Raw genomic sequence first — 25,968 nt, 5'->3', positions numbered from 1 at the left:
GCGCCAACAAAAATTTCAACGGAGACCCTCTATGAATAACCTTTCGACATCACCCGGCACAGCCGTCATCGACCCCCTCTATCGCAAGATCCTCTGGCGGATTCTTCCGCTGATCGTGATGGCCTATGTGGTCTCCTATCTCGATCGGGTCAACGTCGGCTTTGCCAAGCTGCAGATGTCCGCTGACCTGGGGCTCTCCAGCGCGGCCTATGGTTTCGGTGCCGGGATCTTTTTCCTGGGGTATTTCCTGTTCGAGGTGCCGAGCAACCTGATCCTGCATCGCGTCGGCGCACGTATCTGGATCGCCCGCATCATGGTCACGTGGGGCGTCCTGTCCGGCGCAATGGCCTTCATTGGCCCCATCGCGTCTTTCTTCGGCGTGAAACCGGACACCGCTTTTTACGTACTGCGCTTCCTGCTTGGCGTCGCCGAGGCGGGGTTTTTCCCAGGCATCATTCTGTATTTCAACTACTGGTTCACGTCGTCGATCCACGCCCGGGTAATGGCCTTGCTGCTGACCGCGCAGCCTGTGTCCTTCATCCTGGGTGCACCGTTGAGCGGCGCCCTGATGACGTATTTCGCCAACTCGCAGATCATGCAGGGGTGGCAGTGGCTGTTCGTCGTCGAAGCGCTTCCGGCCGTGGTGCTGGGTATCGTGATTTTCTTCTATCTGGACAACGGAATCGATGAAGCACGCTGGCTCGATGCGTCCGAGAAGACCGAGTTGAAGCACCGGTTGAACAAGGAAAATGCCACCAAGGTCGACATGCCCCTACGCGAACTTGCCGCCTATCCGTCGCTCTGGCTGCTTTCGGCGATCTACCTGCTCCTCGTCATCGGCATTTACGGCGTTAATTTCTGGATGCCTACCATCGTCAAGGAAACCGGTATCAAGTCACTGCTGAACGTCGGCCTCGTCACTGCGATTCCCTACGTAATCGGCATGACGATCATGGTTCTGGTTACACGCCGTGCTGAACGGCTCAACAAGCGCCACAGCTACGCCGGATGGTGCGCAGCCATCGCGGGATTGGGGTTGACTGCCAGCGCCATGTTCCACCAGAGCGTGGCGGTCACGGTCATCACCATGGCCATCGCGATTGGCGCGGCCATGAGCGCGAACGCGCTATTCTGGAGTTTTCCGGGCTCCATTCTCAAGGGCGCAGCAGTAGCCGCAGGGCTTGCCGCCATCAACGGTTTCGGCAACCTCGGCGGCCTCATCGGCCCCTATGTTCTCGGCTATCTGTCCGACATCTTCGGCGGCGCATACTTCGGCCTCGTTTTTCTGGGGGCCTGTATGATTCTTTCGGGTGCCCTGATGGCTGGCAAACTCAAACACCTGGTTCCCGGAACGGCAAAGTCCTCTCCGGCCGCAACCCGGGCCTAGTCCACATCGCGGGCTTTCGCACCCCGACGCCCGCGAATTTCGCATTTGCGTATGTCCTCCCAAGATTTCATTGCTTCGATCGGTCTGCTTGTCGGCAAAAACCATGTCCTGACGAGCCCGACCAGGACCAGAAGGTATCGGAACGGGTTCCGGTATGGTGGCGGCGATGCCCTTGCCGTCATTCTGCCTGGCACGCTTCTGGAGATGTGGCGAGTCCTCCAGTCTTGCCACGCCGAGAAATTCGTCGTTATCTGCCAGGCGGCCAATACCGGGCTCACGGGTGGTTCCACGCCGGTGCCCGAAGGCTATGGCGGCCGGCCGGTGGTCATTATCAACACCATGCGCCTGAGCCGGCTCAAGCTCATCGCAGAGGGCCGGCAAATCGTCTCCCAGCCTGGCGTCACGCTAAACCAGCTCGAGAAAACGCTGCGCCCGCTGGGCCGTGAACCTCACTCGGTGATTGGCTCCAGTTGCATTGGCGCATCGGTCGCGGGTGGCATCTGCAATAACTCAGGCGGTTCGCTGATTCAACGCGGCCCCGCCTACACCCAACTGGCGCTGTATGCGCAGATCGACAAGGATGCGCAACTGCGGTTGGTCAACCACCTCGGAATCGATCTAGGATCTTCGCCGGAAGAAATCCTCGGACGACTCGATGCAGGAGAAATCCCGGAAGAGTGCATCCAGTTCGACACCGGCCGCTATGCCTCCGACCATGAGTACGGCCAGCATGTGCGCGATGTGGATTCCAGTTCTCCGGCACGCTTTAACGGGGACCCCCGTCGTCTGTATGAAGCATCGGGCTCTGCCGGAAAACTTGCTGTCTTCGCGGTACGCCTCGATACGTTCGCGGCCGACAAGGAGGCCCAGGTTTTTTACATCGGCAGCAATGATCCGGCTGAACTGGAGTCGCTGCGCAGAGACATTCTCACCGGCTTCGACTCACTGCCGATCGCCGGCGAATACATGCACCGTTCTGCCTACGATCTGAGTAAGAAATACGGCAAGGACCTCTTCCTGTTCATCCAGAAGTTTGGAACAGACAAGATCCCGCTGGCATTCGGTCTGAAGAGTCGCTTCGACGGCATATGCGAAAAATTCGGCTTCAGTGGAACGATCAGCGACCATTTTCTCCAGTTGGCGATGCGACTCTTTCCGGACCACTTGCCACCTCGCCTTAATGCGTTCCGCGACACGTATGAGCATCATCTGCTGCTGAAAATGGGCGGCCCCGGAATCGAGGAAGCCCGCAATTATCTGCAGACTCGTTTTCCGAGCCAACACGGAGGTTACATCGAGTGTAGCGAGAAGGAGGGTGGCGCGGCTTTCCTCAATCGCTTTGCCGTTGGCGGTGCCATGACCCGCTATCGGGCCGTGCACTCTCGCACTGTCGAAGATATTCTCGCGCTGGATATCGCCCTTCCCCGCAATACTCGAGATTGGTTCGAGCGGCTACCGCGGCACATCGCCGAGAAAATCGAGTACACCATGTATTGCGGTCATTTCTTCTGTCACGTGCTGCACCAGGAGTACCTGGTGAAGAAGGGCGAAGATTGCGAGGCGCTCAAGAAGGAGATTCTCGAGCGACTGAATGGCCTCGGTGCCAGATACCCAGCCGAGCACAACGTTGGACAGATCTACGCGGCGTCGTGCGAGCAGGAGGCATTTTTCCGCTTAATGGATCCTACGAACTCGTTCAACCCAGGTGTCGGGAAAACCTCGCGGAACTACGCGTGGGCGAATTACCGCGAATAGAGAGGCTTATGGTCTTGTCGCAGTCAGTCACAGGAAATGGAAATGATCGATGGACGGATGGGTTCCCAAAGCACATTTCGTCTATCCTTCCGATCATTTGCACAATATCAATACCCGCCCGGATCCGGGCGCGGCGAAAATTTTTGGATCTCGGCATAGCCCTCGTTCGGCGCTTGATAGCGCGATGGTTCCGCTCCAAACGATTGCAGATGGTTGGACTGACGGATCTCGATCGGTGTTTTACGACCGTCATTGAAGGTTTCTAGTTCGGCGAGACTTGCACCGTTCCAGTCAGCGGTCATGGTCTTGATCGCCAGTCCCGGCGACAACTTCTCAAACGCAGGGACATGGCATCGCCCGCGATTCCGGGTGACTGGACGCCAGTATCAACCCAGAAGTTCGCTAACGAGAATGCAAAGACAAACCCGCGCGCTTGGGCGGATCATTGCCACACAGGCGGCTTGCCTGCGTGCAACCTGCGCCCGATCCAACCCGCCTTCCAATCACCTCCATCAGGCGTCACAATAGATTTTTGTAGGACCTCCCCTCTATCGGCGCCGGTATCAACATGTTCCAACTATTCCAGCTTCGCTGCTTCGTTGCCGTCGCAACAGAACTGCACTTCGGAAAAGCCGCCGAACGCTTGAACATGACTCAGCCACCGCTTACCCGGCAAATTCAATTGCTGGAAGAGGAAATCGGCACGCGATTACTGGAACGCAATCGTCGTGGCGCTCGCCTCACGGCAGCAGGTCGCGTGTTTCTCGCCGAAGCGGAGTTCCTGATCAGAAGAAGCGAAGCCGCCGCGGTTGCTGCGCGCCGTGCGGCTGAAGGAAGCAGCGGAACGCTGGTGCTCGGATTCGTCCCCGCGGCCAGCTACTACTGGCTGCCAAACATCGTGAAGCGCGTCCGCAGGGACTACCCTGGCCTCGAACTCGTATTGCAGGAGCTCAGTTCAGACGACCAACTGGATGCCCTGGAGGGTCGACGGATCGACTTGGGCGTTATCAGGCGCCGCGTCCCGAGGCCGCATTTGCACCTCCAGCGTATCCTGCGCGAACCGATGATCCTCGCGATGCCCGACTCGCATCCACTGGCAGCGAATGCCGAGGTTGAACTCGGCGCTCTTCACGAGCAGGCTTTTGTGATGTATGCGCCAACCACTGGCCGCTACTTCCACGAGATGCTGATGGACATGTTCCACACGACCGGTGTGACGCCACAGTTCGTGCAATATGTGCCCCAGGATCATACGATTCTCTCCCTCGTGAGTGCCGGACTTGGACTTGCGCTTGTGCCGCGCTCAGCGGCACAACTCCAGTTCCCTTCGGTCGTGTTCAAGCCCATCGAACTGCCTGCATTCGTCTCTTCTGAACTCTATGCCGCGTACCGGACCGACAACGAAGAGCCGGTGACCCAGCGCATCCTCGAACTTGTCAGTCAATCCGATCTTAACTAGTCCAACTGCAGTGACTGCGGTGATTCAATTTTTGAATCTCAGCATGTAAAGTCTGAAATGGACGGAGCGGTCCCCGCGATGCTCCAATGTAGGCACGATAAATAAGAAACCCGTTTCGGTGAGGCGCAGCGCCTTTTCTCCGGGACGGGGCAAATCCCCATTCTTCTGGAGACGAAACGTGCCCGTCCGACATCCTCTTTCCTGCTGCCCTGTGCGAGCTTAAGCGCTCTTCAGCAACGTGATTCCCGTTTCGTCGCGCGAATAAACGCGTGATCTATCGACTATTTAAGCCAGGCCTCTCCGACTGATGCAAAGGTCGGATGACGGACTTCGACTGGAGCTTTTGAATGCAAGACGTCATCGAGCAGGTTTCCCCGGTTATTCGCCTCCACGCGGCCGACACTGTCGGAATCGCCCGTACCGCGATCACGAAAGGCGCGCTTCTCGAACCTTACGGAATCGTTGCCCAGCAGGATATTCCCGCAGGGCACAAGCTCGCCCTGCATGCGGTTCCAAAAGGGCAGCTGGTCAAACGTTATGGTCAGGTCATTGGTTTTGCGTCGAACGACATCGCGGCAGGCGAACATGTGCATCTGCACAACCTGTGCATGGAGGACTTCGATCGTGCGCTCGAAGAGGCAGCCGAAAAACGGACGCCCGCACAACCAGCCGCATTGGCGCCCGGTGCCCGCTCCGATACGTTCATGGGAATTCGACGAGCCGACGGACGGGTTGCGACCCGCAACTTTATCGGCATTCTGACCACCGTTAACTGCAGCGCCACCGTTGCACGAGCGATCGAAAGCCACTTCCAGTCGCGAATTGAAGAGCAGTTCCCCAACGTGGACGGCGTCGTGGCGCTCACACAAAACTTTGGTTGTGGCATTGGCGCGAAGACCGAGACGATGGCCACGCTCCGCAGAACCTTGACCGGTTACGCAAAGCATCCAAATTTTGCGGCGGTGCTGGTAGTGGGACTCGGCTGCGAATCGAACCAGATTGCCGACCTGTTCCAGTTCTCGGGCATGCAAGAAAACGATCGCTTGCGCTCGATGACGATCCAGGGTGCCGGCGGTACTCAAAAGGCGATCAAGGAAGGCATTGCGCTGATCGAACAGATGCTGCCCGCGGCCAATCAGGTCGAGCGCACACCCGCGAACGTATCGGAGATCATTCTCGCTCTCGAATGTGGCGGTTCGGACAGCTACTCGGGTATTTCCGCAAACCCAGCTCTCGGCTATGCGGTCGACAGGATCGTTGCGCAGGGAGGCACTGCGATTTTGTCGGAGACGTCCGAGATTTATGGTGCGGAACATCTGCTGACGCATCGGGCAGTCAGCAAGGAAGTGGGCGACAAACTCATCAAGCGAATCGAATGGTGGGAAGACTACTGCAGTCGCACCGGTAGTGAAATGAACAACAATCCGTCGGCCGGCAATAAAGCTGGCGGCCTGACCACGATCCTCGAAAAATCGCTGGGCGGTATTGCAAAAGCCGGCACGACACCGCTTGTCGACGTTTATGAATATGCCGAGCCAGTTCTTGCCAAAGGTCTGGTCTTCATGGATACACCGGGTTACGACCCGATGGCGGTGACCGGTCAAGTGGCAGGTGGCGCAAACCTGCTGTGCTTTACCACCGGCCGCGGCTCCGCGTTCGGGTGCAAGCCGGTTCCGTCAATGAAGCTTTGCTCGAATGACGCACTGTGGCAACGTCAGGAAGAAGACATCGACGTGAACTGCGGCGGCATTGTTTCCGGTACGGAAAGCCTCGAAGAAGTGGGCGAAAGAATCTACCAGCAGATTCTGCGCATGGCCTCGGGGGAGAAGACGAAGAGCGAAAACTTCGGATACGGAAACCTCGAATTCGTGCCGTGGATTAAAGGCGCAATCATGTAATTCGCCACGTGGTCCGCAAGTAAATCAAGAAATATATCGGAGACAATGATGTCGAAATCTCGTTGGGTAATGATTGCCCTGTGCTTTGCTGCCACGGCCGTCAATTACATCGACCGGGCGAATCTCGGAGTTGCGGTTCCTTTTATTCAACAGGATCTGCACATCAGTTCGACCGCAATGGGCCTCATCCTGGGCGCATTCTTCTGGACTTATGCCGCGATGCAGATGCCGGCAGGGTGGCTGATCGACCGTTTCGGCGAGCGCAGGATCTATGCGGGTGTCGTCGCATGGTGGTCGCTTTGCACGATGTTGACGGCCGGCATGAAGAGTGTATCCGGCCTTGTATTTATTCGTCTGCTGCTCGGCGTAGGTGAATCGGGTGGTTACCCGGCCAACGCGAAAGTGGCTGGACGGTGGTTCCCGGTGCATGAACGGGGCATCGCCAGCAGCATCTTCGATAGCGGCTCACGCGTCGGGGCGGCGCTTGCGCTGCCCATCGTCACCGCAATCGTTGGCATGCTCGGCTGGCGCGCTTCGTTTGTGATTTCCGGTGGTTTGGGATTCGTCTGGATCGTCGTCTGGCTGCTCGTCTATCGCCATCCCAATGCACAGGAGGAAGCGTTTGTCGCCTCCGGAAGCCCCGCCGACACAGCGCGCGGTCAACACAGTGCGTCCAGTTCGCCGAAAATCGGGTGGCTCGACCTGTTCCGTTTCAGGACTATCTGGGGCTGCATGATCGGCTTCTTCTGCCTGAACTTCGCGAACTACTTTTTCGTTACGTGGTTCCCGACCTACCTGATTCAGGCGCGCGGCTTCTCGCTTCCGCATCTGGGAACGTTTGGAACTCTGCCCGCTTTATGTGCGATTCCGGGCGGCTATCTCGGCGGCTATCTCTCCGACAGGCTGATTCGTGCGGGCTGGTCGGTCACGACTGCGCGCAAGATCTGTCTGGTCGGCGGCATGCTGACGTCGTCGTCGATCGCCCTCGCAGCGTTTGTCGAATCGAGCACAGCCGCGATGGCCCTCTTCTGCCTGTCGTATTCCGCAATTGCCTTTACAGGCGCCAACATCTGGAGCCTCCCCGCCGATGTCGCGCCCAGCAAGGAATTTGTTGCATCGATTGCGGGCATCCAGAACTTTGCGGCCAATCTCGCGGGCATCTGCATTGCGACGTTCACCGGCTTGATGGTCTCCCTGACGCACGGTTCGTTTGTTGTTCCGCTCGTCGTTGGCGGCATCATCTGCCTGATCGGCGCGGCTTCCTATCTATTCGTCCTCGGCGATATCGAGCCACTCAAATTAAAACCCTCAAACCCTCCGTTTGAGGGACAAACACAGACGCCGTGAACCACCGGACGGGCCAGCGCAAGCCGGTATTCCGACGACCGCTGATCACTCTTTCCGCCTCTCCCGCCGGGTCACGATCTTGCGGATGAGCCACCACGATCTGAACTACTACCGACCCTCAATATGACTAATGTCGTTGAACAGTATTCGCCTATGACGCCCTACCAGTTGCCTTTCCCAAAGGAGGCACAGCAAGAGGTCGTCGTACCTTTCGCCATTCCCACCGATGAGCGGGTCTGGGTGCCGCAAGCTGAAAATGTTTCGTTTCGCCCGCTATGCCTGAATGCATCGCAGGGCTACTGGATGAATCTCCTGCGCGTGCGCAAATCAGGCGTGCTGAGCCGGCATCGTCATCCACAGGGTGTGCACGGGATGGTGTTGAAAGGTCGATGGAAGTACCTTGAACACGAGTGGACCGCCACGGAAGGAAGCTACGTCTACGAACCCCCCGGTGAAACGCACACGCTATATGTGCCGGAGGATGTCGAAGAAATGATTACGTATTTTCAGGTCAACGGCGTGATGTTCTATTGCGATCCGTACGGCAATTACACCGGCTATGAAGACGTTTTTACAAAGATAGATATGTGCCGCAAGCATTACTCCGCAGTCGGGCTGGGCGAAGATTACGTGGAGCAATTCATTCGATGACTCAGCCATTGGCTCACACTTTTGCAACCTACGATTTCTCCGGGCGAGTTGCGGTCGTAACCGGTGCAGGCGGAGGTATCGGTCGCGCGATTTCCGATGGCTTCGCTCAGAACGGTGCGTCTACCGCCAACTGGGATCGAATTGCAGGCGACGTCAGTACATCAAATGCACCGGCGCATTTCATGGTCGACATTACGCAACCCGATTCGATCGAGGCAGCAATAGCGGACACGCTCGAACGGTATGGCCGCATTGACTATCTCGTGAACAATGCGGGATTCGCCGGCTCGACAGCACCGCTGGACCAATATGACCCGATCGAATGGCAGAGAATCGTCGAGGTCAATCTGGTCGGCACCTACCATGTGAGCCGACTCGTCGTTTCGCACATGCGAAAGGCCGGCACGGGACGAATCGTAAACGTCGCGTCGCTCGCGGGTAAGGAAGGCACGGCGAACGCTTCTGCTTACAGTGCGGCAAAAGCCGGCGTGATCGCCATGACTAAAGCACTTGGGAAAGAGCTGGCAAAAAGCGGAATCCTTGTGAACGGCATTGCGCCGGCCGCCGTCGAGACACCGCTACTGGCCCAGATGTCGCCTGCGCATGTCCAGACGATGATCGACAAAAGCCCAATGGGCAGACTCGGTACTTCAGAAGAGGTCGCCCAACTCGCACTCTGGCTCTGCTCTGATTCGTGCTCGTTCAGTACGGGCGCGATTTTCGATCTATCAGGTGGACGCGCTACTTACTAGAACGATCTCTGACGCGTTAATATCGCGGCCGGAAATACTTCCTGTGTCCTTGAACGGGGGAGACGCTCGACCACAATCTCCCTCCGTTCCTGGCCTAATCCTGCAGCGATCGGGTCTGCTTGCTTAGAAAAAATGCGTGGTGCCCAGCCGCACGATGGGTTGGCGTCCGCTATCGGACGGTGTTGCGGAGCAGGCCGCGCGCCGCAAGATTGAGATACAGCGCACGCACGCCGAACGCCCATCGTCCGATCTCCGTCGGTAAACGCACCGTCTTGACAAGCGCTCCAAGCAATGGCGTTGAGATCGTCACCACGTAGCCAAGGTGGTGTGTGAAGCCACCACCATCCTCATCCGGTCCTTGATCGGACGCATTGCATCGTCGAAGCTTGTCGCTGACGAGCCAGCCGCGTTCCGAACAACACCAATGAGGGCGGCGCACTTCGATGAGGCCAAAAAACCACCGCGCGAGTTTGGCGTCTACAATTGCCCCAGTCTTGGCTAATCGAAATCCCCGACTCGCCCGTACATAACCCGGCACTCCACAGTGCATCAAGGTGCAACCGCAGGTGCATTAGAAGGCTTCTGCCCCGCTGCTTTTTGTTGGGCATTCTGTAGATTCTGCGGATAGTTCGTCTGATTCCCCGTCGGGTTATAACCGTTCTTTTCCAGCGTGCTCAATTCGGCATTCTTCTTCGCCCGACGCGCCTTCCGGTCCGCCTTCTTCTGAGCCTTCAATTCCTGTTTCGACGTAGTGCTACTGGATACATCGGCATCCGGTGACGCGGCATGAGCTTGTGACAACGGAAGCGAAAGAAGACTCACAGTGATGCCAACTGAAAACGCGAAAAGTGAAAGTTGCTTGAACTTCATAGTCAGCTCCGAGTGGGCTCGTCAAACGATGGATGCGACTGCTCACGGACAATCTGGATGAGTTCGCGAGAAGACGGAGATTGTTCCTTTGGAACGATCAAACCGTAATCGATGAAATACCGCTAGAGATAGAGGGGTAAACCGCGAGGATCTGATCGATTACGCGGGCGCAAACCCACGTTGCCTTTTCCCCTGCCTTATTTTCCCTGAATTTACGAAAGAGATTCCCCTTTCTGCTCTTTGTGAGAGGGAATTGAGAATATACACTCCGACCAAAATACAGAAGCGCAGTGAAGGAGACGCATCACGGCAATCATCGCCTCTCGCATGAACACTCGTCTTTACCCGCTCTCATCCTATCTTCCTCGCAGCGAAGCATTTCTGCGATACATCGGCAGTCAGCGCGTGTCGCGCCCGCCGTCGAGACGATAGACACCAGGACAGAGTGGATTCGGGAATCGCATCTTCTGAACATGCCGCTCAATCAATTTCAAAGACGTAGTAAATACGTAGCATAACTATATTAATGGAGATATCGATGAAAAAAGCCCTGCTCGGCATGTTTGCGTTGTCGGCTGCGACGACTGTGCTGGCTCAAAGTAGCGTCACGCTATACGGCATCGTGGACAACGGTCTCGTATATGAGACCAATCAACCGAAGGGAAATGTATTCGGCGCGCAAAGCGGCGGCTGGGCTCAATCGAGGTTTGGCCTTAAAGGCGCTGAAGATCTCGGCGGAGGCACTCACGCAATCTTCCAGCTTGAATCCCGACTGAACACCATGAACGGCACCTTCGCCAACGGAAGCTTTTTCGAGGGGCAGGCGACAGTGGGTCTGCACAACGACACGTGGGGTCAAGTCAAGCTGGGCAATATGGGCTCTGCCGAAATCAGCCAATACTCCGGCGATGTCGATCCGCAGCAGACAAAGAGGTATTCGATTGGAACGCTGGTCCGGGGCCGCATCTTTTCGCAAGCCGCAAACGGCGTGGAGTACCTGTCGCCGACCATTGCGGGCTTCACTCTGCAGGGCCAATATGATCTGACGAACTCGACGAAATGGAACTCCGGCAATCCTGGTAGCGCCCCAGGCCAACTCGGCAGTTCCAGCGGACTCGGAAGCGCACAGGGCCGCTCAGACGGCCTCAAACTCTCCTACGCCAACAAAGGGCTGTTCTGGCAGGCCACCTATGACGAGGTGCGTGACGAAAACGGCCAGTTCAGCAACGTGTATCTGACTTCGCGATCGATTCTTACGGGCTTGACGTATGGCTTTGGTCCTGTCACTGCCTATGTGGGTTACCAGCACCTCAGCGCGCCCGACGCATCGAATGCAGGCTATTTCGGCACAGCAACACCCTCTGCACTGCCGGCCGGCGCGGGGCTTCCGACAACTGTCAATCACGAGTGGATCGGTGCAACCTGGCTCACGACACCGGCATTGGCCATCACCGGCGCTGTCTATCACGCCAATGCGAACAAAGGAAACGGAAACGCAACCCTCTTCGCTCTAGGTGCGAACTATTCGTTATCGAAGCGAACGCTTCTGTATACCGAACTTGCGTACGTAAGGAACAGTTCATCATCGAATATCGGCCTCGACAGCGGCCTGTACGGTGCCAATACCAATGACGACCCGGTCAACGGGAACGTCTCGAGCACGAACCCCAACTTTGGCAAGAGTCAGTTTGGCGTCATTGCCGGGGTGGCCACGCAGTTTTAACGGCAGGGGGAGATCCGTGTGTCCGCTGTATCCCGGATCTCCCTATCGACGAGCTATCTTGCGCCTGAATGTACGCGGCACTGAGGATGTGCGTGGGCAATCAGGCCCGAGCATGCAGAGGCAAGCGAGATTGCAAAATCAGAGTCAATCGCGGAAACGACTGGCGATGTGATCCGGGATGTTCTCTGGTGTCACGACAACGACCGATGAAGAAGATGCGACGGAAGCTGCAGGCAAGAGCTTGTGAAAGTGCATGACATGGTGACACGCCGAGCGCATGTCTTGCCGAAGATCATGATAGAGAACGGCCTGAATTCGCCCCGCGCGCAGTAGCCGCACATTGTCTCTATCCAGGTCATGACCGATAAAACACACCGGCGCCTCCTGGCGCGCTTCTAGCGCCCGCAGAATTGCGGCATTGCCTCCGCCCATTGAGTAGACGGCCGCGATATCGGAGCCGCCGTTGAGCGCATGTCTGACTCGCTCTTCGGTCGGCATATCAAGACCATGTCCACCGCTTGCATCGACCAGCCGCAGTTGCGGATGATGCTTGCGCAACGCTCGGCGAAAACTGATCTCGCGCTCTTCCTCGCCACGAAAATGCTCGTCGCTCATCGTTATCAGCACATTTGCCGGGTGGGGCCCCAGCAGCAAGCCGAGGATGTAGGCAGCCGTGGCGCCGGCGACGCGGTTATCGAGTCCAGCGTAAGCCACGCGTCCCGACAGCGGTATGTCGGTGAATACGGTGACGACCGGGATTCCATGACGTTGGAGTTCGCTTACTGCTTCGGCAATCTCGGGAACGTCGCGGGCCTTCAAAAAAACGCCGTGGCTGCCTCTTCGTACGATAGAACGAAGGACGTCGACGACCTCGGACGTCGTCATTGTCTCCTGCAGGAGAAACCGTGGGCGAACCACTGCAGGGTGCAATAAAGCGAGCTCTGCTTCGAGGGCACTTTTTATTTCATCGCTAAACCGAGTTGGCGCTTCCACCACGACGTCCACCATAAGCTTGCGGCCAGCGCTCGCCAGATTTAGTTCTTGCGTCTCAAGTTCCTTGATCGCTCGCTCAACCCGATTGCGAGTGTGCTCCCGGACGTTTGCGCGTCCGTTCAACACCCGGTCGACCGTCGCCACTCCCAGCCCCGCTTGCCGGGCAATTTCCTTGATCAAGAACCGGTGAGCCATCCGACCCTCATCCACTGATAGATAACTGATAGATTCACGATGTTTTTTATCGCGCGTTGAGTCGATCGTACATCCAAAGTGAGGGCTTGAATCGCCCTGATTGATGCAGCTTCTTCAACTGCTCACCGGCAAAAATCCCCCCATCGTGGCCACTGGCAAGGCATTAATTGAATTCTGGCGGTAAAAAAGCCTGTAAGACGCTATCTATCAAATTTTGATTTGATAGATTTTTGATGTTTATTTTAAGGTCTTGGACAGATCTATCGCAATATTATGATGTCGCCGCGACAAGCTAAAAGATTCAACAGTCGCGCTTGCTCCTGCATCCGCCACGGATGCAGGCGGAGACAAGGCGTAATGGTGCGAGTGCATGGACCAGTTTAAGGAATTACAGTTGTTCGTCGAAGTGGCCGAGACGGGCAGCATTAGCCGGGCAGCGGAAGCTGTCGAGCTTTCGATCTCAGCGGCGAGTCGATACCTGATTTCTCTCGAAGCAAGGCTTGGCGTTCAATTGGTGCGCAGAACGACTCGCAATCTCTATCTGACCGAGGCAGGAGCCGAATTTCACCGGCGCTGCAAATCTATCCTCTCGGAACTTGGCGAAGCGGAAGCCGTCATCAAAGAGGCGGTCGTGCGTCCGAGTGGAGTCCTGCGTGTCACCGCGTCGCTGTCGTTCTGCATGCTTCATATTGCGCCGATGCTCCCCGATTTCACCTCTCGATATCCCGACATCACGGTGGACGTCGTCGCTCACAACCGTTACTACGACATCATCGAAAACGGCATCGACGTGGCAATCCGAACGAAAGTCCTTGAGCCGGACAGCAACATCACCGTCAGAAGATTGGCTTCGACACGCCGGATATTGGCCGCATCTCCAGACTACATCGAGGCAAACGGCCGCCCGCGCTTCCCCGCCGAACTCGCGAAACATCGGCTGTTGAACTATCAACTTGCCGACAATCCACGTGAACTCTCTTTCACGCGAGGTGGCGAGAACGTCTGCATCAAAGTGAAGCCGCTCGTGGAATCGAATGATGGACAGATACTGCGGGTCGCCGCGCTCGACAACATGGGCATTCTCGTGCAGCCCAAATACATCATCTACGACGACCTGAAGTCCGGCCGCCTTGTGCCGGTGCTCGACGACTGGGATCTGCCCCGATTGACCATGAACATTGCGTTTCAGACCCGCTCGCATCTTCCCGTAAAGGTGCGGCTATTCATTGACGCGCTCGTGGAGCGGTTCCAGCAGAACGAATATGAACGGCACTGGACGGCGTAATCCGACACGCGCTGGCCCGAGGCATTCTTCCCACTCAGCGCGAAAGACTTTCCCTTTTTAGCTCTGTTTTGCCAACCACGGCGAATATAGACTTGTCTCAAAGCTGCAGAAAAGATTGATGGAGACATTCAATGCAAAGCGCGTTCACTACAGCTCAATCCTCCTCGCCGTATTTCGATGAAGCTCGTTCGGCAGAAGTCGTCAATGCCCGGATGAGCGAAAACGCAGATGCCCGGCTGCGCCAGGTGATGTCGGTTCTGGTCAAGCATCTTCATGCTGCGATCAAGGAGATCGAGCCGACGCATGAAGAGTGGTTTGCCGCCATTCGCTTCCTGACAGAGACAGGCCAGATGTGCACGGACTGGAGACAGGAATACATCCTCCTCTCTGACATCCTCGGCGTTTCGATGCTCGTTGACGCAATCAACCACCGTCGGCCCAGCGGTGCTACGCCGAATACGATTCTCGGTCCGTTCTACATCGCCAACGCACCTGAATATCGAAACGGCTCGAATATCTGCCTTGATGGAAAAGGCGAACCCATGGTCGTCGAAGGTCGTGTAACCGACATCAACGGAAAACCGATTCCTGACGCGAAGCTCGAAGTGTGGCAGACGAATGACGACGGGTTTTATGACGTGCAGCAAAAGGGTATTCAGCCTGAATCAAATCTTCGGGGCGTATTCACTTCGGACGCTGAAGGCCGCTACTGGTTCAAGTCAGTCAAGCCGCGTCACTATCCGATTCCTTCGGATGGCCCCGTCGGCAAACTGCTTGGTGCAATGGGCCGTCACCCAAACCGTGCCGCGCATTTGCACTTCATTGTGACGGCTCCCGGATACGAAGCGGTCATCACTCACATCTTCACGCCCGACTGTCCCTATTTGCCCGAAGACGCCGTGTTCGGCGTCAAACGTGAGCTCATCGCCGAATTTAACAAGATCGACGACCCGCAAGCAGCTCAGCGTGTCGGGCTGTCGTCGCCATTCTGGTCAGTCGTGTGGGACTTCACCCTCGCGGCATCCGACAAGCCCATGCGGGCAATCACGTAACGTCTGGCGCGTTGGTGCGTGCCGCCCAATAAGTCGATGAACAAGAGAGACACAGGAGTACTACCTATGAGCGCGAAAAAAGAACTGCTGGCGGCGTACTGGACCCTCGCCGGTGACGTTTATCCGTGTGCAGCGAACGAAATCAGTCCATTCCCGCTGCGCGACCGTTGCGAAGCTGCTTCCCGTGCCGGCTGGAGCGGTATCGGTCTTATTCTCGACGATCTGGAGCACAGCATCGGCAAATACGGGGTATCGGGCGTCAGGAAGATTCTCGACGACACCGGCATGAAGTATTTCGAGCTCGAAATCCTGATGGACTGGTATTTCGACGGCGAGGCGCGTGCGAAATCGGATGACTGCCGTCAACGTTTCATCGAACTGGGTGGCGAACTGGGCATGCGGAATCTGAAAATCGGCGCCAGCCCTTTCGACAAGAACCCTGCCGATTTCACCCGCATGACCGATGAGTTTGCAAAGCTTTGCGAAGACGTCGCGACGGTTCATGCAACGGTCGCCATCGAGTTCATGCCGTTTTCTCCCATCCGTAACGTCGCGGAAGCGCTAAAGGTTGCAGAGGGTGCGAATCAGCCGAACGGCGGCTTGATGGTCGATCACTGGCACGTTGCTCGCGCCCGCACTCCGTACAGCGAAGTCGCGCAAATCCCGGCGCGCTTCATCAAGGGCGTGGAAATGGACGACGTGGGCGCACAGGTCAAGGGTTCGCTGTTTGATGATTCGACCTTTAATCGCCAACTTTGTGGGGAAGGCGCGGGTGACTGTCGCGCGTTCGTGGACGCACTCGATCAGGCAGGTTGCACGCTTCCGTATTACGGCGTCGAACTCATCTCTGAAGTGCATCGCAAGTTTCCGCTCGATGAGATGGCAAAGCGCGCTTACGACACGACCGTCGCCCAGTTCCAGGCTAAATCCACTGCCCCCGCCTGACGCTTCCAACCTTTAAACGACAAAGCAATTCTGGAGACTCACATGATTCGAATCGCCGTACTCGGTGCTGGCCGTATTGGACGCATTCACGCTGCCAACGTCGCAGCCAGCCCGAACGCCAAACTGGTGGTGGTCGCCGACCCGGTCGAAAGCGCAGCAACCTCGCTGGCCAACCGCTTGGGCTGCGAAGCGTCTACCGACCCCGCCGGCGTCCTCGAACGCAAAGACATCGACGCAGTGGTCATCGGCACGCCGACGGATACGCACATCACGTTCATGCTCGAAGCAGTCAAACGCGGCAAGGCAGTCCTGTGCGAAAAGCCTATCGACCTCGACATGGAAAAGTCGCTCGCTGCAGCGAACGAGGTTGAGCGCCTAGGCGGTCAGGTGATGCTCGCGTTCAATCGCCGTTTCGACCCGACGTCGCAGGCGTTCCGCAAAGCGATCGATGCGGGTGACGTTGGCGAGGTTCGTCAAGTCATCATCTCGAGCCGCGACCCAGGCATGCCGCCACGCGATTACGTAGAACATTCGGGCGGTATCTTCCGTGACATGGTCATCCACGACCTCGATATGGCTCGCTGGCTGCTCGGCGAAGAGCCTGTTGAAGTGATGGCGATGGCTAGCAGGCTGATCGATGAGTCGCTCGAGAAGCTGACCGATTTCGACACGGTGATGGTTCAGCTGCGCACCGCTTCGGGCAAACAATGCCACATCAACTGCTGCCGTGAAGCGGTCTACGGCTACGACCAGCGTATGGAAGTGTCGGGCTCCAAAGGCATGCTCCTGCAGGAAAACCTGCGCCCATCAACGATTCGTCGCTGGACGAAAGAAACCACGGACGCACGCGAGCCGCTGCTGAATTTTTTCCTGGAACGCTACGTTGAAGCGTACAAGGCCGAACTCGAAGCTTTCGTTGATGCGCTCAACAGTAAATCGCCGCTGCCGACATCGGTGCAGGACGGGTTGAAGGCACTGCGCCTGGCTGATGCTGCGCTCGAGTCCGCGCTGACGGGCAAAGCGGTCAAGGTGTAACGAGAAATCCGGAGGAGATAAGTCATGGCACGAAAGATTGGTCCGAACGAAACCCTGGGTGTGGCATGCCTCGGCATCACTCACCCGCACACGTCCGGACGCGTCAAGGCAATTCAACGTCGCACGGACGCAAAGATGCTCGGGGCGTGGGACACCAGCCCGCTGCTCACACCTTTCGTCGATGCGCTCGGTCTGCAGGCACGCACGAAGGAAGACATTCTGGCGGACGAAAACGTTCACGTCGTGCTCGTGCACTCGAAGAGCGAAAAAATGGCCGACCTGACCATCGAGGCGCTTGAGGCGGGTAAGGCAGTCCTGTGCGAAAAGCCTGCAGGACGTAGTTCGGTTGACGCCAAACGCATCGTCGAAGCAGTAGAGCGTACCGGCGGACTGGTACAAGTCGGCTACTGCTGGCGCTTCGCTCCTTCAGTGGACGCGATGCAGGCCGCTCTCAAGAGCGGACGCCTTGGAAAAGTAGTGCAGGTGCGCGCCCACGGTGGCTGTTCACACGATGAGGCGGGCACTCCGCATATGACTCAGCCTGGCGATATCGGCGGTGCTGTATTTGTGATCGGCTGCCATCTCATCGACCGTATTCTGCTCCACTTCGGCCTGCCCCACTCTGTGAACGCCCGTATCACCAAGTTCCCGAACTTCCACGGCGACGAATCGCGAGAAGATGCGGCAGGCGCAGTGCTGAACTATGAAGACAAGATTGTCACCGTCGACTTCATGTCGTGGGATGTCCTGCCGTGGACGGAAAGCTGGGACATCACTGCTTACGGCACGGAAGGCATCATGTCTTCTAGGTCCTTGCCCGCGAGCTACAAGATTTACGACGCAGGCAAAGGCGATCATCCGGAAGGCTGGACCGAGTGGCAAGAAACCAGCTTCCCCGAAATCTGGGCGACAAAAAAGACCGAATACTCTCCAGACATCGCGGAAATCGGCAATCCGGTCTACTTCGACCGCGAATCGAATGCGTTTTTCGACGCGCTGCGCAATGGCACGCAGTCAGTTGTGCCCGCCACGCAGGCTTACAACATCAGTCGCGTCATTGAAGCAATGTTCGCTTCCTCCAAAGAAGCAGGCGCCGAGGTAGCGATCGGTTGACAGTCTGAATGACTGACGCCAACCGGCGTCAGTCCGGAATTTCTAAAGTTACAAACCGTATAGATAAATACGTATTCCTAATCAGGAGACAAGGTCATGAAAATTTTGAAAAGTGTCGTGGTCGTTCTGGCAGCATCGGCGGCTTTCTCGGCAATGTCAGGCGTCGCGTTGGCCCAGGATAAAGGCGTTGTGGGGATCTCGCTTCCCGACAAGACCGAATCCCGTTGGATCACCGACGGAAAAAGCATGGTCGACGCACTGAAAGCCAAAGGTTATTCCGCCGACCTGCAATACGCGAACTACGACGTTCCGACGCAAGTGAATCAGGTCGAGAACATGCTTGCAAAGGGCGTCAAGGCGCTCGTCATTGCGCCTATCGACGGCAAGACGTTTTCTGATGCGCTGTCGCTCGCCCAGAAAAAAGGGATCAAAGTGATCTCCTACGACCGCCTGATTAGTCAGACCAAGGACGTCGATTACTACGCAACCTTCGACAATTACGGTGTTGGTGTTCTTCAAGGACAGAGCATTGTCAGCGGGTGGCAGAAGGCCGGCAGCAAGACCCCGTTCAATATCGAAGTATTCGGCGGGTCCTCGGACGACAACAACGCCCACATGGTCTACGCCGGCGGCATGTCGGTCCTGAAGCCGTATATCGATAGCGGCAAGTTTGTCATTCGCAGCAAACAGGTCGCTTTCGAGAAAGTCGCGACGCGCAACTGGGACGGCGCGACCGCCCAGGCGCGCATGGATAATCTGCTGAGCGCGTTTTACGGAAAGGATCACCTGGACGCGGTCTGGGCACCGAATGATGCTTTGGCGATTGGCATTATCTCGTCGCTCAAGGGGGTTGGGTACGGCTCTGGTCAACAGACGATGCCCATCATCACGGGACAGGACGCGGATGTTCAGAACGTGAAGAACATCGTTCGTGGCGACCAGACCTCTACGGTGTTCAAGGACACGCGCAAGCTCGCCGGCGTCGCGGCCGACATGGTCGACGACGCGCTGAATGGGAAGCAGGTGCCGGTGAACGATACGAAGAGCTATAACAACGGCGCCAAGATTGTCCCTACTTACCTCGTCAAACCTGTTCTGGTCGACAAGGCCAACTATCAGTCGGAACTGGTCACCAGCGGTTACTACACGCAGGCCCAGGTCAAGTAAAGCATTGGCGCATCTGTGAGACGGGGAGTTTCGTTGAGCCCCCGCTCACGCAAGCATGCCTGAGGCGTGACAAATCTGAGGAATTTGACCATGGATACCATTCTGGAGATGCGCGGAATTCAGAAAAGCTTTGGCGCCGTTAAAGCTCTGAACAATGTGAATATGAGCGTTCGCCAAGGCGAGATTCACGCCATTTGCGGAGAAAATGGCGCCGGAAAATCGACTCTGATGAAGATTCTCAGCGGCGTCTATCCGCATGGAACATATGTGGGCAATGTGCTTTATGACGGGCAGGAACGCACATTTTCCGATATCTCGGATAGCGAGGCGGTTGGAATTATCATCATCCATCAGGAACTCGCTCTCGTCCCGATGCTATCGATTACCGAGAACATCTTCCTAGGTAACGAACAGTCGAAGCGCGGTGTTATCGATTGGCAGGGCTCGCGTGCGAAGGCCAAAGATCTGTTAGCAAAGGTCGGTCTCACTGATTCTCCAGATGCGGCAGTCGGCACTCTCGGGATTGGCAAGCAGCAACTCGTTGAAATTGCCAAAGCATTGTCGAAAGAAGTGCGTTTGCTCATCCTCGACGAGCCAACCGCCAGCCTGAATGAGAAAGACAGCGACACACTTCTTACTCTGCTGCTCGAATTGAAGGCGCGCGGTGTGACGTCGATCATTATTTCGCACAAGCTGAATGAAATCTCGCGCGTCGCCGACGGCATCACCGTGATTCGCGATGGTTCTACGGTCGATGTTCTCGATTGCAGCACTGAAACTGTCAGCGAAGACCGCATCATCAAGGCAATGGTCGGGCGCGAGATGTCGGACCGTTATCCGCCACGTACACCGGACATTGGCGAAGTGATTTTCGAGGTCAAGGATTGGCGGGTTCAACATCCGACGCAGCGCGGCCGTGCGGTCATCAAAGGAGTGAATCTGAAGGCGCGCAAGGGCGAAATTGTTGGTATCGCTGGGTTGATGGGTTCCGGCCGCACCGAACTCGCCATGAGCGTCTTCGGCGGTACCTACGGGCAAGACATCACCGGCCAGGTGCTAATGCATGGAAAGCCCGTCGACACCTCATCGGTGCAAAAAGCTATCAAGGCAGGCATCGCCTACGTCACCGAGGACCGCAAAGGTAACGGGCTCCTCCTTGACGACAGCATCAAGCGGAATATCACTTTGGCGAATCTCGGTGGCGTGTCGAAGCTCGGTGTGGTCAACGAGCACGAAGAAATAACAGTCGCCAGCGACTTCCTCAAGAAGCTGAGGATTCGCGCACAGGGTGTCACGCACGTCGTCGGCAATCTATCAGGCGGCAACCAGCAGAAAGTCGTGATCAGCAAGTGGCTGTTCTCTGAACCCGAGGTGCTGATTCTCGATGAGCCGACCCGTGGCATCGATGTCGGTGCCAAATACGAGATCTATAACATCATTAATCAGGCGGTTGCGGCGGGTAAGTGTGTGGTCATGATTTCCTCGGAAATGCCCGAGCTTCTTGGCATGTGTGACCGCATTTATGTCATGAATGAAGGCCGCTTTGTCGGCGAATTAAGCGCACAGGAAGCCTCGCAGGAAAACATCATGCGGGCGATCATGCGAAATGGAGACATCAAAAATGCGTAAGGCACTCTCTCCGGTAGCCGCCGAAGGCGCCGAGGTCAAGACCAACGAAGTATTCGGAATGCTTAAGCGAGTCGGCAGTGAATACGGTCTGCTGCTGTCGCTCGTCATCATCATGGTGTTTTTCCAGGTGGCGACCAGCGGCGTGTTGATGCAGCCACTTAACCTGACCAACCTGGTGCTGCAGAACAGCTACATTGTCATCATGGCGCTTGGCATGCTCATGGTAATCGTGTCAGGTCACATCGACCTTTCCGTCGGTTCCACTGCAGGCCTGGTTGGCGCGCTAGCCGCCGTATTGATGGTTCAGTTCGAAATCAACTATGTCTGGGCAACCATCATCTGCATCATTGCCGGCGCACTGATTGGCGCTGTGCAAGGTTACTGGATCGCGTTCTGGCGGATGCCGTCGTTCATCGTGACGCTCGCGGGCATGCTGGTTTTTCGCGGCATGACAAACCTCGTTCTCCAAGGGCAGTCCATCGGACCGTTTCCGGATGCATTCGGCGCGGTGAGTTCCGGCTTCATCCCTGACCTCTTTCATGGACAAACGCTTCATATCACCTCGATTGTTCTTGGTGTGATCGTCGGCGTACTTTTCTTTCTGATCGAACTCCGACATCGGGCTGGCGCAGCGAAACACGGCGTGGAAAGTGGTTCGTTCCCCATGTTCGTGACGAAGAATGTCGTGCTGACGGCGCTGATCGTTTTCTTTTGTTATCTGCTCGCGTCCTATCGCGGCTTGCCTACGGTGCTCGTCATCATGGGTGTGCTGATCGGCGTATATACGTTCATCATGAACCGCACGACTATCGGCCGCCGGATTTACGCCGTGGGCGGCAATGCGAAAGCCGCACGTCTGTCGGGCGTCAGCGTCCCCGCGGTGAGCTTCCTCACATTCGTGAACATGGGAGTTCTTGCTGCGCTGGCAGGTCTGATTTTCGCCGCACGCCTGAATAGCGGAACGCCAAAGGCCGGCACGGGATTCGAACTCGACGTCATCGCGGCGTGTTTTATCGGCGGTGCATCAGCTTCTGGTGGCGTCGGAAAAGTTGTCGGCGCGGTTGTCGGTGCATTCATCATGGGCGTGATGAACAACGGCATGTCGATCATGGGTATCGGCGTGGATTATCAGCAGGTCATTAAAGGCATCGTTCTGCTCGCAGCCGTATTCGTCGACGTGTACAACAAGAACAAGGCTTAGCCGCTTCCTTACGCCAGGCCGGCCTCCCTGAATCAGCGAGCCTGATGCGCAGCGAACTTCGCTGAGATGCACACTTGATTCGTGAGCTTGCATCTCGAACATTTGGCCTGTTAATACGTATTATCAATGGAAATGAATATGGTCAAGCATATCGTGATGTGGAACGTTCGCGGCGAAACTCCCACGCAAAAGAAGGAAGCCGCGATGCTGGTAAAGACAGCGTTCGAGAGCTTGAGCGGAAAGATACCCGGGCTCACCCGGTTGGAGGTCGGGCTGGACGTAAGCGCCGTGGACTATGCGTGCGACGTCGTTTTATACACCGAGTTCGAAAGCCAGGAATTGCTCGATGCATATGCGTCACACCCCGAACATCTCCGAGTAAAGCAGATCGTGGGTGATATTCGCATCGCACGTCATCAGGTCGATTACGTTTAAGCGCGCAGCGTTGCTAACGACAATGGAAGTTAATCTCATGTATGAGTTCGTCTATACCACACAGGCGTCTAGGGTCGTATTCGGCGCTGGAAGCATGAAGCTGATTCAACAGGAAGTGGAGAAGTTAGGTGCTCGTCGCGCACTGATTCTTTGCACCCCCGAGCAGAAGAATCAGGCGGAAATCGTTTCTTCTCTTCTCGGTCCATCCAGCGCGGGGGTCTTCGACGGCGCCCAGATGCATGTTCCTATTGAGAACGCTCGTCGTGCCCGCGAATACGCGAAATCGGTTGATGCGGACTGTGCGGTGGCGATAGGGGGCGGCTCTACCATCGGGCTTGGAAAGGCAATCTCGCTCGAATCTTCGTTGCCAATCATCGCGATCCCGACAACATACGCTGGTTCGGAGATGACTCCTATCTATGGGATCACCGAAGACGGGCTAAAAAAAACCGGCAAAGACGTAAAAGTAATACCGAGGACTGTCCTCTACGATCCGGAATTGACGATGGGACTGCCGGTTCGTCTTTCGATTGTCAGTGGCCTGAACGCTATCGCTCATGCAGCGGAGGGTTTGTACGCAAAGGACGGAAATCCTGTGATGTCGCTCATGGCGGAGGAAGGCATTCGTTCACTCGCCAACGGCCTTCGGGGCGTGCACAGGAACGAAAAAGACAAGGCGGCGCGCAGCGAGTGCCTCTACGGTGCGTGGCTATGCGGGATGGTGCTCGGCAATGTCGGCATGGCTCTTCACCACAAGCTATGCCATACCTTAGGCGGGACATTTAATCTCCCTCACGCAGAGACGCACGCGATTGTTCTTCCACATACTCTTGCTTATAACAGCACCGTGGCGGAAGATGCGATGGGCCGTATAGCGAGGGCACTGGACGTCAAGTCGGCACCTGATGGCCTTTACCAACTCAATCAAGAACTTGGGGTTCCACAAGGTCTTCGCGATATCGGGTTGCGCGAAGTCGATCTCGAGCGCGCTTGTGAGGTTGCTCTGTCGAATCCTTATTGGAACCCACGACCGGTTGAGAAAGAACCGCTTAGGGCGCTGTTACAGCGCGCATGGGAAGGGGCATGCCCTACTCCGTAAGGCACGGATCCACGTGGTCGGCTCGTAGCGATCCCGACGGCCAACAAAATTTCGCCAGTCTAGCGCGTGCAAAATCGTTGGCGCGATTTTCTTAGCACAATGTTTTCCGGATGCACTAGCCGATGCGACACGGTAGCGTCGAGCCGCACACGGCGAAGCGCCCAAATCCTCGTGCGCCTTGTCGTGTTCGGGGTGGATGGTCTCCGCGATGATCTCACTCGCTGTAACATCTGCGCTTTGCATGAAGAACAACGTATCGGGGACGAAGACGAGCATATTCTGGCAACTATAGTGGCAGATTATCAACGCTTCGCTCTCACCTCTGTCATAAGCCGAATGGTCGACCTCTTCCGTTGCCTTGGTGGTAACGGATGGCCGCTTATGCATGGGGCGAATGAGTCATATCGACCCGTTGTTGCAGCCGCTCGAGCAAGTGCGATATATAGGGCCGCTTTCGAGGTACAGCAGGCATCCTTTTTAGTTCTGTCGGAAGACGAGAGCTCGGCCATCGCGGGCAGTCAGCTACCCGATCTTGCTTAGGTCGCTCCCTGACGCAGTTCGGCCGTTTGCGGCTGCACTATAGAGAAAAGTCCAAATCGCTATGAATATGGATACGACCCGGTGCGGTCGCACTCGAGTCTCCAGATTGGCTTTTTCCCATGTGGATCTCCTCTTCCTCGGTCTTCGTGTTATAGATGCCACGACGCGCACGCCATCGAACACGGCCGCCCGCGCCTTTGCATCGAACAACATCTTGTAGGTTTGGGTGAAGTAGGCGGTTAGCCAGAAACCGACCCTTCGGAATTCGGTGCAAATCAAGCGAAAAAGCAAGTGCAGCCGAAGCGATCCCCCCGCTGCGAGACTATCCAGGCTTACTTGCGTTCGGCGAACAGGCTTTGCAACTCGCCGTGGGCCATATAGTCGACAGCCATCGGGCCAGATTCGCCCTTTTCAACAAAAGCCCTGGCCAGACGGGCTGCGTGGTTCCAGATCACTTGCGGAATGCCGGAGCCGGAGGACAAGCGGACCACGCCCAGCTTTTGCAGTTCCGCGGAATCAGTCAGGCCGGGCCATGCCATGAGCGCGATCGGGATTGGCGAACCCTTGACCACGGCTTTGATGTCGTCGGCATGGGTCAGTGCCGGGAGGAAGATGCTATTGGCGCCCGCTTTGCCATACAGTTCGGCGCGCTTGATCGATTCTTCAGCACGCTTCGGCTCATCGACCAGTTGTTGCAGGTAAACGTCGGAGCGCGCATTGATCCAGAGGGCAATACCGGCCTTTTCCGCAGCAGCCCGCACGGCTTCGATTTTCGCCGCCAGCACAGGAGGTGCGTCCTGACCGTCTTCGATATTGATGCCGACGACGCCGGCGTCCAAGACGGGTTTGATATTTTCCGCGACTGTTCGGGGGTCGTCCGAGTAGCCGGCTTCGAAATCGATCGACAGGGGTACGCGGATCACGCGAGTGATGGCGGCAGCCACTTCCGCCTGCAGCCTTGCCGGTGCGAGATTTCCATCGGGATAACCGAGCGCCCAGAGTACGCCCGCGCTGGTGGTGGCGATTGCTTTGGCACCTTGCGCTTCGAAGATGCGCGCGCTACCCGCATCCCAGGCGTTAGGCAGGTTCAGGATCGGGTTGCCTTGATGAAGGTCGGCGAATACCTTGTCGAGTGTGCTCATTGTCATTTCCTCGTGAGTTGGCGTGAGTCAGCAGCGGGGTTTGGACTCAGTCAGGCGACCAGGGCGTTCCTGGTCATCATGGGTGGTTGAAGAGAATGGACGGCGCCTTCTGAATCGTGCCGTCGGCGTACGCGCGCATCTGCTTTTCCATATCGCGAATAGTCAAGGCTTCGCGGCGGGTGTCGCGGATCGAACGGAATTCAAATGCGGTGGTTGGCATGACTCGTCTCCTGTCAATCGTTTCCGGTGACGAACAGTCTGTTCTTCATGGTCTCGCAGAAGGTCCGGGAAATGT

At 56.6% G+C, this 25,968-nt stretch carries 23 protein-coding genes and 1 pseudogene; 18 read left to right on the top strand and 6 right to left on the bottom strand.

Features of this window, described 5'->3' with window-relative positions:
- The first annotated feature begins 31 nt into the window (after window positions 1-31).
- A complete protein-coding gene (locus BLS41_RS34315; RefSeq protein ID WP_074772409.1) occupies window positions 32-1,387 on the top strand; it encodes an MFS transporter in 1,356 nt (451 codons plus the stop codon).
- A 51-nt stretch (window positions 1,388-1,438) separates the two neighbouring features.
- Window positions 1,439-3,142 carry a D-lactate dehydrogenase gene (dld, locus tag BLS41_RS34310; RefSeq protein ID WP_074772407.1) on the top strand — a complete coding sequence of 568 codons (1,704 nt, stop codon included), beginning with the start codon at window positions 1,439-1,441 and terminating at the stop codon, window positions 3,140-3,142.
- Between the two features lie 107 nt (window positions 3,143-3,249).
- On the opposite strand, the gene BLS41_RS34305 is transcribed toward dld, so the two are convergent.
- Complete coding sequence (locus BLS41_RS34305; protein WP_143026461.1) at window positions 3,250-3,444, bottom strand: hypothetical protein; 195 nt, start codon at window positions 3,442-3,444, stop codon at window positions 3,250-3,252.
- 266 nt (window positions 3,445-3,710) lie between these two features.
- On the opposite strand from BLS41_RS34305, the gene BLS41_RS34300 reads away from it, so the two are divergent.
- The 5 genes from BLS41_RS34300 to BLS41_RS34280 all read left to right on the top strand — a co-directional run bounded on the left by BLS41_RS34300 (window position 3,711) and on the right by BLS41_RS34280 (window position 9,249).
- Complete coding sequence (locus BLS41_RS34300; protein ID WP_074772403.1) at window positions 3,711-4,601, top strand: LysR substrate-binding domain-containing protein; 891 nt, start codon at window positions 3,711-3,713, stop codon at window positions 4,599-4,601.
- Window positions 4,602-4,948: 347 nt separating this feature from the next.
- Window positions 4,949-6,499: a UxaA family hydrolase gene (locus BLS41_RS34295; protein ID WP_074772401.1), complete on the top strand. Its 1,551-nt coding sequence runs from the start codon at window positions 4,949-4,951 to the stop codon at window positions 6,497-6,499.
- 48 nt (window positions 6,500-6,547) lie between these two features.
- Complete coding sequence (locus BLS41_RS34290) at window positions 6,548-7,846, top strand: MFS transporter (RefSeq protein WP_074772399.1); 1,299 nt, start codon at window positions 6,548-6,550, stop codon at window positions 7,844-7,846.
- Window positions 7,847-7,969: 123 nt separating this feature from the next.
- Window positions 7,970-8,497: a 2,4'-dihydroxyacetophenone dioxygenase family protein gene (locus tag BLS41_RS34285; protein WP_074772397.1), complete on the top strand. Its 528-nt coding sequence runs from the start codon at window positions 7,970-7,972 to the stop codon at window positions 8,495-8,497.
- Window positions 8,494-9,249: an SDR family NAD(P)-dependent oxidoreductase gene (locus tag BLS41_RS34280; RefSeq protein ID WP_253189877.1), complete on the top strand. Its 756-nt coding sequence runs from the start codon at window positions 8,494-8,496 to the stop codon at window positions 9,247-9,249. Before BLS41_RS34285 ends, BLS41_RS34280 begins: the two co-directional genes overlap by 4 nt.
- A gap of 169 nt (window positions 9,250-9,418) precedes the next feature.
- Here the strand turns inward: BLS41_RS34280 and BLS41_RS39790 are convergent.
- Together BLS41_RS39790 and BLS41_RS34275 are read right to left on the bottom strand one after the other, a co-directional pair.
- Window positions 9,419-9,601 (bottom strand): annotated as a pseudogene (locus tag BLS41_RS39790) (fumarylacetoacetate hydrolase); the annotation flags it as partial.
- 197 nt (window positions 9,602-9,798) lie between these two features.
- Window positions 9,799-10,119, bottom strand: coding sequence for a hypothetical protein (locus BLS41_RS34275; RefSeq protein ID WP_074772395.1), 321 nt, complete (start codon window positions 10,117-10,119; stop codon window positions 9,799-9,801).
- 538 nt (window positions 10,120-10,657) lie between these two features.
- On the opposite strand from BLS41_RS34275, the gene BLS41_RS34270 reads away from it, so the two are divergent.
- The gene (locus BLS41_RS34270) at window positions 10,658-11,842 is read left to right on the top strand and encodes a porin (protein ID WP_074772393.1); all 1,185 of its coding nucleotides are present in this window, start codon (window positions 10,658-10,660) and stop codon (window positions 11,840-11,842) included.
- A 144-nt stretch (window positions 11,843-11,986) separates the two neighbouring features.
- Here BLS41_RS34270 and BLS41_RS34265 read toward each other — a convergent pair whose 3' ends face one another.
- Window positions 11,987-13,030, bottom strand: coding sequence for a LacI family DNA-binding transcriptional regulator (locus tag BLS41_RS34265; RefSeq protein WP_074772391.1), 1,044 nt, complete (start codon window positions 13,028-13,030; stop codon window positions 11,987-11,989).
- 370 nt (window positions 13,031-13,400) lie between these two features.
- Here BLS41_RS34265 and BLS41_RS34260 point away from each other — a divergent pair, with 370 nt between their 5' ends.
- The 10 genes from BLS41_RS34260 to BLS41_RS34215 all read left to right on the top strand — a co-directional run bounded on the left by BLS41_RS34260 (window position 13,401) and on the right by BLS41_RS34215 (window position 23,991).
- Window positions 13,401-14,315, top strand: a complete 915-nt coding sequence (locus tag BLS41_RS34260) for a LysR family transcriptional regulator (protein WP_074772389.1) — start codon at window positions 13,401-13,403, stop codon at window positions 14,313-14,315.
- Window positions 14,316-14,446: 131 nt separating this feature from the next.
- Entirely contained in the window at window positions 14,447-15,367 is a 921-nt protein-coding gene (locus BLS41_RS34255) for an intradiol ring-cleavage dioxygenase (RefSeq protein ID WP_074772387.1), read from the top strand.
- Between the two features lie 66 nt (window positions 15,368-15,433).
- A complete protein-coding gene (locus tag BLS41_RS34250; protein ID WP_074772385.1) occupies window positions 15,434-16,312 on the top strand; it encodes a sugar phosphate isomerase/epimerase family protein in 879 nt (292 codons plus the stop codon).
- A 42-nt stretch (window positions 16,313-16,354) separates the two neighbouring features.
- Window positions 16,355-17,347 carry an inositol 2-dehydrogenase gene (gene iolG / locus BLS41_RS34245; protein ID WP_074772383.1) on the top strand — a complete coding sequence of 331 codons (993 nt, stop codon included), beginning with the start codon at window positions 16,355-16,357 and terminating at the stop codon, window positions 17,345-17,347.
- Window positions 17,348-17,371: 24 nt separating this feature from the next.
- Window positions 17,372-18,460 carry a Gfo/Idh/MocA family protein gene (locus tag BLS41_RS34240; protein WP_074772381.1) on the top strand — a complete coding sequence of 363 codons (1,089 nt, stop codon included), beginning with the start codon at window positions 17,372-17,374 and terminating at the stop codon, window positions 18,458-18,460.
- 96 nt (window positions 18,461-18,556) lie between these two features.
- Window positions 18,557-19,627 (top strand): multiple monosaccharide ABC transporter substrate-binding protein, encoded by a 1,071-nt coding sequence (chvE, locus tag BLS41_RS34235; RefSeq protein WP_074772379.1) that lies wholly within the window; start codon window positions 18,557-18,559, stop codon window positions 19,625-19,627.
- A gap of 90 nt (window positions 19,628-19,717) precedes the next feature.
- A complete protein-coding gene (mmsA, locus tag BLS41_RS34230; protein ID WP_074772377.1) occupies window positions 19,718-21,256 on the top strand; it encodes a multiple monosaccharide ABC transporter ATP-binding protein in 1,539 nt (512 codons plus the stop codon).
- Window positions 21,249-22,457 carry a multiple monosaccharide ABC transporter permease gene (mmsB, locus tag BLS41_RS34225; RefSeq protein WP_074772375.1) on the top strand — a complete coding sequence of 403 codons (1,209 nt, stop codon included), beginning with the start codon at window positions 21,249-21,251 and terminating at the stop codon, window positions 22,455-22,457. Before mmsA ends, mmsB begins: the two co-directional genes overlap by 8 nt.
- Before the next feature lie 138 nt (window positions 22,458-22,595).
- On the top strand, window positions 22,596-22,892 hold the full coding sequence (locus BLS41_RS34220) for a Dabb family protein (protein WP_074772373.1): 297 nt from the start codon (window positions 22,596-22,598) through the stop codon (window positions 22,890-22,892).
- A 37-nt stretch (window positions 22,893-22,929) separates the two neighbouring features.
- Window positions 22,930-23,991 carry a maleylacetate reductase gene (locus BLS41_RS34215; RefSeq protein WP_074772371.1) on the top strand — a complete coding sequence of 354 codons (1,062 nt, stop codon included), beginning with the start codon at window positions 22,930-22,932 and terminating at the stop codon, window positions 23,989-23,991.
- An 872-nt stretch (window positions 23,992-24,863) separates the two neighbouring features.
- On the opposite strand, the gene BLS41_RS34205 is transcribed toward BLS41_RS34215, so the two are convergent.
- The gene (locus tag BLS41_RS34205) at window positions 24,864-25,673 is read right to left on the bottom strand and encodes an isocitrate lyase/PEP mutase family protein (RefSeq protein WP_074772367.1); all 810 of its coding nucleotides are present in this window, start codon (window positions 25,671-25,673) and stop codon (window positions 24,864-24,866) included.
- Window positions 25,674-25,749: 76 nt separating this feature from the next.
- Window positions 25,750-25,893, bottom strand: a complete 144-nt coding sequence (locus BLS41_RS39270) for a hypothetical protein (RefSeq protein WP_171910380.1) — start codon at window positions 25,891-25,893, stop codon at window positions 25,750-25,752.
- Between the last annotated feature and the right edge of the window lie 75 nt (window positions 25,894-25,968).

The organism is Paraburkholderia fungorum (assembly GCF_900099835.1).
Lineage (GTDB): Bacteria > Pseudomonadota > Gammaproteobacteria > Burkholderiales > Burkholderiaceae > Paraburkholderia > Paraburkholderia fungorum_A.
The sequence above is the reverse complement of the archived record's forward strand: the minus strand, read 5'-3'. Positions and strand labels throughout refer to the sequence as shown.